At 61.5% G+C, this 273-nt stretch carries 1 protein-coding gene; it reads right to left on the minus strand.

Annotated features, from left to right (window positions below; genetic code table 11):
* A partial coding sequence (locus EOB59_RS35125; protein ID WP_281061755.1) for a beta-ketoacyl synthase N-terminal-like domain-containing protein occupies window positions 1–273 on the minus strand: 273 nt, incomplete at both ends.

The following is a 273-nucleotide window of genomic DNA, read 5'->3' on the forward strand; positions in this document are numbered from 1 at the left end:
AGGCACATGCGGAGGTCACCCCGAAGACCGGCCCGCGCAAGCCGAGGCTCAAGCTAAGATGGACGGAAGCGGCGCTGGGCATCACCTTTACTCCAGTGAAGAGTTCAGCACGGATTGCGCTACCCAAAAGCAGTGAGCGGTAAGTTTGTTCTGTTGCGTATGAACCGGTAAATCCGACGCCCACTGTCGCGCCGAAGCGATGGGCATTCCCCTCGTCCCAGGAAAGTCCGGCCTGCCGCATGGCTTCGCGCGCTGCAAGCACGGCGAGCAAGC

This window comes from Mesorhizobium sp. M7A.F.Ca.MR.176.00.0.0 (assembly GCF_004023165.1).
Lineage (GTDB): Bacteria > Pseudomonadota > Alphaproteobacteria > Rhizobiales > Rhizobiaceae > Mesorhizobium.